A 7,178-nucleotide genomic window follows, 5' to 3' on the forward strand; every position below is an offset into this window, starting at 1 on the left:
GCCGCACCTTCCCGTTCAGGAGGAAAACTCATGCCGAAGGTCTTGATGGTCGTATCGGGCGCGAACAGCCTGGTACTGGCCGACGGATCCGCCCACCCCACCGGTTACTGGGCAGAGGAGGTCGCCACCTCCCATGAGGTCCTCACCGACGCCGGAGCCGAGGTGGTGATCGCGACGCCGGGCGGTGTACCGCCGACCGTCGACGCGCTCAGCCTCGACGAGCGCGGCGGCGTCTCCCCGAGCGACGCGCAGCGGTTTCGCACCTACCTCGACGGCATCGCCGGCCAGCTCGGTACTCCGCTGTCCCTGGCGAAGGTACGGGCAGGCGACTACGACGCCATCTACATCCCCGGTGGGCACGCCCCGATGGCCGACCTCGCGCACGACGCCGACCTCGGCCGGCTGCTGAACGACGCCGACGCGCAGGGCCGGACCGTGGCGGCCCTGTGCCACGGAGTCGCCGCCCTGCTGAGCGCCGCCGGGCCGGATGGTTCCTTCACGTTCGCCGGTCGCGCTCTGACCTCCTTCACCGACGAAGAAGAGCGCCAGGGCGGCCTGGGCGACAACACCCCGTACTTCGTGGAGAGCCGGCTGCGCGAGCGGAAGGCCGTCGTCGAGACCGGTGCCGCATGGAGCGACACGGTCGTCGCGGACGGCAACCTGATAACCGGCCAGAACCCGCAGTCCAGCACCTCCACCGCCCAGAGGGTCCTCAAGGCCCTCGCGGACCGCTGAGGCCCCCGGGCACCATCACCGCGAGGGGCGCATGGCTGCATGCGCCCCTCGCGGCGCAGCTCCTGCACGGTGTCTCTTTTCTGCCGCCTCTCTTTTCTGCCGCTGACCGCCACGCCCTGAACCAGGGGCTCGACCGCATCGCCATCCGCGCCCGCGACCTCGGCACCTCGGTGGAGTTCACACCTGCGGCCCGGGGTTCCGCTTCGCGCAGGAGCGGAGCGCGGGGCGTGCACCGGGCGGTCACTCGCACGCGCCGGGAGGAAAGCCCGCCGCCGGACTGTCATGGGCAGGCCGTGCGACCACTGACCGGGTGGTCAGGCAACACCGGATCAGGACCACCGCCTGCCTGTCCGACAGCCGCTCCCGCGGGTGCGTGGCCAGACCCGGCATCGGGCCCACGGGATGCGACAGCCCCACCGGCGGGCGCCCCGGACAACGCCCGTCGGCAGCTGGTACCGGCCTGGGCCGGTCATCTGAGGCTCGTAGCACAGGGCGCGGTGCTGCTGTGGTCCACTGCGTGGTTTTCTTTGCGAGTGATCAACGAGAAACGTGTCAGTGCGCCGAGACTTGATCTGCTGCTGACGTTCCTGGAGGTCTACCGGGCAGGGTCCCTGTCAGCGGCGGCTCAGCGCCTGGGGGTGACCCAGCCGGCTGTCAGCGGTCAGCTCGCGCGACTGGAGGAACAGCTCGGAGAGCCGCTCTTCGTGCGCAGCTCGAAAGGGGTGACGCCAACGGCACGGGCAGCGGTGCTCGCCTCACGCGTCGGCGTGCACGTGGACGGACTGCGCGAAGCGGTGACCCCCGGGGACGCGCAACCACTCCTGGCGGGCACAGTGCGGATCGGCGGAGCCGCCGAGCTGATGACTCTGCGGGTGATGCCGGCACTGGCCCATCTGACCAGGCGGGGGGTTCGGGTGGATGTCACCCTTGGGCTGGCCGACGACCTGCTGTCCGCGCTGGCCGCCGACCGCCTGGACGTCGTCGTCTCGGCCGTCAGACCCAAGCTCGCGGCTGTCGTGGCACAGACACTCGTCGACGAGGAGTTCGTCCTGATCGCCTGCCCCGCGCTGGCTCACACCATCGATGCCGAACGGCTGCGGACCGACCCGGTAGCCGCCCTGGCGCACCTTCCCGTGGTGGCATACAACTCGGACCTGCCCATAGTGCGCCGATACTGGCGCAGCGAATTCGGGCGACGTCCGCCGAACCCCGTGGCGATGACCGTCACCGACCTTCGAGCCGTCCTCGAAGCAGTGATCGCGGGCGCCGGGCTGTCGGTCCTGCCGCACTACATCGCCGCCCCCGCACTGGAAACGGGGAAGGTGGTGCAGTTGCATCACCCCCAGGCCGCACCGCTGAACACTCTGTACCTGACCGTCCGGCGCGGCGCTCCGGGGAATCCGGCTGTCACCGTCTTGTGTGACCAACTCCAGCAGGCAGCTCGCAGCTGGAACAGCCTGTGACCGCGTCCCCCCGCCCCGCCGGGATGCCGTGGCGGACGTCATGCCGCTGACGACCGCGGCTCGCTGCCGCCGTGACGCAGGCCACCGCACGTCCACATGCGGTCGCGACGAACGGCACCCGCTGAGTCGACGACGACCGCAGCCTGCGATGTGGGGTCCGGCCAGGCAGACGGTTGCGGTCTTCTCGTAGCGGAAGAGAAGAGTGGTTCCGCCCAGGACGCGCTACTGCGGCTGCAGGCTGGCGACCGGCGGCTGTTCGAACGTAACCCGGTGCTCCTCCGGCTCGGAAGCACCCGCGTCGGCGCCGACACCGCCCTGGCCCGGCATGAGTCCAGCATGAGCCCGTCACAGCCCGGTTCATCCGACTGATCGAGGAGGGTAAGGGGTCAGGCGAGTTCGCCCCCGCGGAGCCATTCACCCGGCCGGTGGCCGCAGTCACCGTTCTCGGCCACGCAGCAGGCGACGAAGACAGGGCGGGACCGCATGTCAGTGGAAGAGGCGGCAACACGGCTACGGGCCGCCACACTGGCCCTCCTGAGCACCAGGCCGAGGAACTCGGCATCCTGGGCGGCTTCGTCCGCCCAGGATGAAAAGGGTCTGTGCCGGCCGGACACGGATTCACCGCCGGGGAACGGTCTGCCGCCGCGCTGCCGGCTCTCACACCAGCTCCGGGGCCCGGGCTTTCCCAACGGGGTGTGCAGATGCTTCTCACCCCGTGGCGGCAGAAGCCCAGGCCGGCCCCGTCCGTCCCGGCATCGGTACGAGACGGTGCCAGGGCAACAAAGCGGGAGTCAGCTGCCGGACAGAGGCTGTCCCGCCGGCGCGTACCTCCTCCGTCCGGAGTGCAGCAGGAACGGGCCGGCGCTGTGCCTGACGCGGTGCGCCGACCGCTTCCAGGCACATGCCGGCCAGGCACCCGGCGGAAAGGGGCTACGAGGACCTCGGCGGGCGCGTGCCCTCGGCGCCTTCCGCTCCCGGGTCCACGTCGCCCTTCCTCTCGGACGCACGGCTTCGCCGGCCGGACTCCGATGCCCGGCGCTCCTCCTCCGGTGTCATGTCCTTCTCACCGGTAACCCGCTCCAGAGGTGATTCGCCGCTCTTCTCCCGCTTGTCGGGCTCGTTCATCGTCACTCCTCGCTGGTAGTGCGTCCCGGCAGCATGGCGGTTCCCGGGAGGCTCTTCACGCTCATCTTGCTCTCGCACCCCTCGGCCCGCACTCGGTGAGACTCTCAGGGGCGCTCGCCGGTCGGGCGCCGGCACACCGGCCGCAGCGCCCGTTCGTACGGCTTCCACCACCGCCTCATGCAGGCGCCGGCTGTCGTCCTCGGTCGCGCACCGTACGGGACTGCCCGACATCGTCAACCAGTCGGCAGCACCTCCGACTGAAGCGCGGCCCGGCCTCACCACCGGCCCACGCGGTGGGCTCGCCCTGGGAGGGAAGCACCTGCCGACCGGCTTCTCCGAGACAGTCCGCGATCCCGCCGGCGCCAGGGAGGAACGCACCACTGCCCCCTCGGAGAGGGGCGTGCTCCGGCCGGAGCGCACCAGCGCACGGTCCTCGCGAAGGTCATGGCGCCTGGTCGTCCTCCGTCGAAGACCGCCCCTGCCGGGAACCTGCGCCGTACCGAGGGCGACCGGTCCCTGGGCGCCGGGCCGTCCTGGGGCCGGTCACCGGGCTGAACAGGCAGGAACGCACCTGAGGGAAGGGGGCGCTTGATGCCCGGTGCCCGGTGGGGTGTCCCAGGGGCCTCCCGACACCCTTCAGTCGGGCAGGCCGCCGTTGCCGCCCAGGTTCGCGACCATCCGACGCAGGACGTTGACCGTCGTCACGAAGTCGGCCGCATCAATGCCTTCATGCATCTGCTCGTGGACACGCAGGTTACGTTCCCTGGCCCGCAGGCGGCCGGCCTCTCCGGCCTCCGTCAACGTCATGGCCCCCGCCCCCGCCTCCTCCGTCATCCAGCCACGGGCGACCAGGTCGTCGAAGACGCCGTCGAAGTCGATGCCCAGGTCGTCGTACGACGCCAGCCGCTCCGTCAGCGTGGCACGCGTCCATGCCCCAGGTTTCCCGGCCACATGGTTGAGCGTCCACCAATGCGGCTGCGTCAGATCCTCCACTGCCAACTGGCCGCGGAGGGCCCCGACCACCTGCCGGTATGCCTCGCCGCTCCACGCCCCGATGGGTTGAGCGGCCAGTTCCTCGTGCGAGTACACCTTGATTGCCATGCTCATGCGCCTCCTTCAAGACTTCGAGAACCGCTGGAACGTGATCACCGTAAAACCCCAAGTCAGCTTGAGATCAAGAGAGTTCGCGGGCGGGCCTGGCGCCGAACGTCTCCACGCAGACCTCGACCGGGTCATTTCGGCCATGGACGACGGCTCCGTCCCGCAGGCCCGGGTTGCCGACGGACGAGCCGAAGCCGCCTTGCTCGCCGCCCAGTTCCCCACCTGCACCGGGGCCGTCGACCACTGCATGTTCGACGCTCCGCAGGCCGAGCGCCAGAACGAGCTGCCGGTCGGCCAACGGGGCCGGGCACCGCTGATGGGCGCCGGTCAGCCCGGCCGCTGCCGCAACTCCGTGATCACGTGAGGCCACGCTCCCGTCTCGTCTCGATCGCCGAACTGAACGACAGGCTCGGCACCCTCGCGACGGCGACCGTAAACCTCGGTGATCACGAACCTCTGCCACGAGAACCAGGCCCTGAAGAAGCACGTCGGCGACCGGAAGCCCACCGCCCCGCTCACTGCAAAGGGACGCGGCTGCCGCTCGCGCTCCCGCAGTGCTGGAGGCACCGCTTCGGGAGGACTGTGACCTTTACCAGTCCTCCCGAAGCGGCCAAGCCCGTCACGTCATCTCGTAAAGTGACGGCCATGGCATGCCGAATCAGTGAACTGGTCATCGACGCCGCGGACCCCGACCGACTGGCCGCGTTCTGGAGCGACGTCCTCGGTTACGTCGAACTCGGCCGGGAGAGCGACGGAAGCATCGAGATCGGCCCGCCCGACGTCGGTTTCGGCGGCCCGCAGCCCACCCTCATCCTCAGCCCGACCAGTGCCCCCCGGACGGGAAAGCTCCGGTTGCACATCGATGTCAACGCCACCGACCGCGACCAGGATGCCGAGCTGGAACGACTCCTCGCTCTCGGTGCGAGGCCCGTCGACATCGGCCAGACCGGTACCGAGAACTGGCACGTCCTGGCCGACCCCGAGGGCAACGAGTTCTGCCTCCTGCACACCCGGCTCAAGCCCCTGTGACAGGGGTGTCCGTCCGCAGGCACTTTCCCGTGAGGCACGGCGCGGCATCGCCGCCAGACGATGCTCGGCCCATGGATCCAAGAGGCCGGGCAGTCCACGATCGGAGCCGCCCGATCGTTCGGCAGCCTCCTGCTGCAGGATCTCGCCCTGCTGCGAGCGCGTATTCTCGCGAGGCCCTGAGTCCGGGCCCGGGCTCAGGCCGGGTCTGCCGCCTTTCCTGACCTGCGGATCGGCGGGCCAAGAACCTTGCCGACTTCCGTGGACGCGACGTGGAGGAGTTCCTCACCGAACAGGCAGAGGGACTCTTCCCAAGGGTGGCCAAAGCTGCCGAAGCGGAAGTCCTCCGCGAGGAAAATGCAGTAGTCCCCGTCGGGGTACGGGCTCAGTGGCCAAGCCGGTTGCCCGGGGCCGCCGACCTCCTGCGGTGCGAAGCGATACGACGTGTGCTGCCAGTCGAGGGCGAGCAGCGTGTCCGTCGGGCCAACGCAGGAAGACAGCCCCTGCTCGACCACCGCAACCAGGCGGTCCAGACGCTCGTAGCTCGAATCGTCGTCAAGTGCAGCAAGGCTCCAGGTCACCGACGCGCCGGGCTCCTTGATGGCCGGCCACATGAACGAACTCATACTCGGCCGGAAGATGAAATCCTCGTAGAAGCGGTCCCATACGCGTTGGTACTCAGCCTCTGCCAGCGCGGCCACGGGAACTTCCATCATGTCGCGATCCTATCGATTCGCCCGATGGACACTGAGAGATCGTTCACGGAAGCGCGGACAGAACCAGATTCATACAGCCCCTCAGGCTCTCTCACCGGGACGCCAAGCGGCCCGGCCGACAGCCGGGGACGGGCTGTCGGCCGGGCCGGGGAACCGCGCATGTGGCACCTGCCTGCCGGGGGCTGCCCCTGGGGACGCCGCGAAGGCTAGGTGTCGATGCCGGTCACCGCGGTCGGGCCCAGCGGGGCATCGTCCTCCGTGATGCCGGCCTCGCGCAGAGCGGTGGTGGCCACTTGCTTGGCGTGCTGTTCCGCGCCGTGGCTGTCGTCGGCTTCCACCTCCAGGCGGATGCTGAACGTGCCGTTGTCATTGACCGTGAGGATGTCCAGGTCTTCCGACTGGCCCAGCACGGTGTGCTGGGGATCGGCCGGACGCAGATGGCGTACGACAGCAGTCCGTTGGGTCTCGGTGACTTCGTGCAGAAACGTGCCCGGGATGGAGATGACGTAGGTGGTCATGCAGACTCCCTTTTCTCGTGCCAAGCCGCCCTGTGCTCCCACAGAGCAGCCCGGGCCTGTCGGGGATCGAGCAGGAGCGAGAGCTCCTCGAACGCGATCCGCTGTACGTCCCCGTCGGTCGGTCCGCGGTCTTCGGTACGGGCCCGGGCCGCTTCCGCCGCCCGGGCGTGAGAAGCTCCTCGCGCTTGGCGTCGCCGGGGGCCGGGCCGGTCGGTGCGGACACGCCCCTGACGCCACACCCGTTCCGGACACCCCGCCGCACCACTTCGAGGACCACAACTCATTTCCATCTCCTGCCCCACCACGGCGGATACACCCGGCGCTCCTTGTCACCTCAGCCGAACGAACCAACACCGCCTGCCGAGAGACGGATGACCGGCGGTATGCCCTAGCCGGCCGCGGGCCCGATGGGGACTCGGGCCTTGACGCGTTTGCCGGAGGGCTCGCGCTGCGCCTCGAAGCCCTCGCACACCGCGGTGACGATCTCCAGACCG

General features: G+C 69.6%; 8 protein-coding genes. 4 read left to right on the plus strand and 4 right to left on the minus strand.

What is annotated here, in order from left to right; translation table 11 throughout:
- Positions 1-30 precede the first annotated feature (30 nt).
- Together ACWD0Y_RS21420 and ACWD0Y_RS21425 are read left to right on the plus strand one after the other, a co-directional pair.
- Positions 31-735, plus strand: a complete 705-nt coding sequence (locus ACWD0Y_RS21420; RefSeq protein WP_450261919.1) for a type 1 glutamine amidotransferase domain-containing protein — start codon at positions 31-33, stop codon at positions 733-735.
- A gap of 497 nt (positions 736-1,232) precedes the next feature.
- A complete protein-coding gene (locus ACWD0Y_RS21425; RefSeq protein WP_450261920.1) occupies positions 1,233-2,198 on the plus strand; it encodes a LysR family transcriptional regulator in 966 nt (321 codons plus the stop codon).
- A 930-nt stretch (positions 2,199-3,128) separates the two neighbouring features.
- Here ACWD0Y_RS21425 and ACWD0Y_RS21430 read toward each other — a convergent pair.
- Together ACWD0Y_RS21430 and ACWD0Y_RS21435 are read right to left on the minus strand one after the other, a co-directional pair.
- Positions 3,129-3,323 (minus strand): hypothetical protein, encoded by a 195-nt coding sequence (locus tag ACWD0Y_RS21430; RefSeq protein WP_450261921.1) that lies wholly within the window; start codon positions 3,321-3,323, stop codon positions 3,129-3,131.
- 636 nt (positions 3,324-3,959) lie between these two features.
- Complete coding sequence (locus ACWD0Y_RS21435) at positions 3,960-4,430, minus strand: MarR family transcriptional regulator (protein WP_450261922.1); 471 nt, start codon at positions 4,428-4,430, stop codon at positions 3,960-3,962.
- Here ACWD0Y_RS21435 and ACWD0Y_RS21440 point away from each other — a divergent pair.
- Positions 4,423-4,788, plus strand: coding sequence for a hypothetical protein (locus ACWD0Y_RS21440; RefSeq protein ID WP_450261923.1), 366 nt, complete (start codon positions 4,423-4,425; stop codon positions 4,786-4,788). The two genes, ACWD0Y_RS21435 and ACWD0Y_RS21440, sit on opposite strands and share 8 nt — an antisense overlap.
- A gap of 281 nt (positions 4,789-5,069) precedes the next feature.
- Positions 5,070-5,453: a VOC family protein gene (locus ACWD0Y_RS21445; protein ID WP_450261924.1), complete on the plus strand. Its 384-nt coding sequence runs from the start codon at positions 5,070-5,072 to the stop codon at positions 5,451-5,453.
- A 194-nt stretch (positions 5,454-5,647) separates the two neighbouring features.
- Here the strand turns inward: ACWD0Y_RS21445 and ACWD0Y_RS21450 are convergent, their stop codons facing one another.
- Together ACWD0Y_RS21450 and ACWD0Y_RS21455 are read right to left on the minus strand one after the other, a co-directional pair.
- The gene (locus ACWD0Y_RS21450) at positions 5,648-6,166 is read right to left on the minus strand and encodes a DUF2716 domain-containing protein (protein WP_450261925.1); all 519 of its coding nucleotides are present in this window, start codon (positions 6,164-6,166) and stop codon (positions 5,648-5,650) included.
- Positions 6,167-6,372: 206 nt separating this feature from the next.
- A complete protein-coding gene (locus ACWD0Y_RS21455) occupies positions 6,373-6,684 on the minus strand; it encodes a hypothetical protein (protein ID WP_450261926.1) in 312 nt (103 codons plus the stop codon).
- Positions 6,685-7,178 lie beyond the last annotated feature (494 nt).

This window comes from Streptomyces altiplanensis (assembly GCF_053591575.1).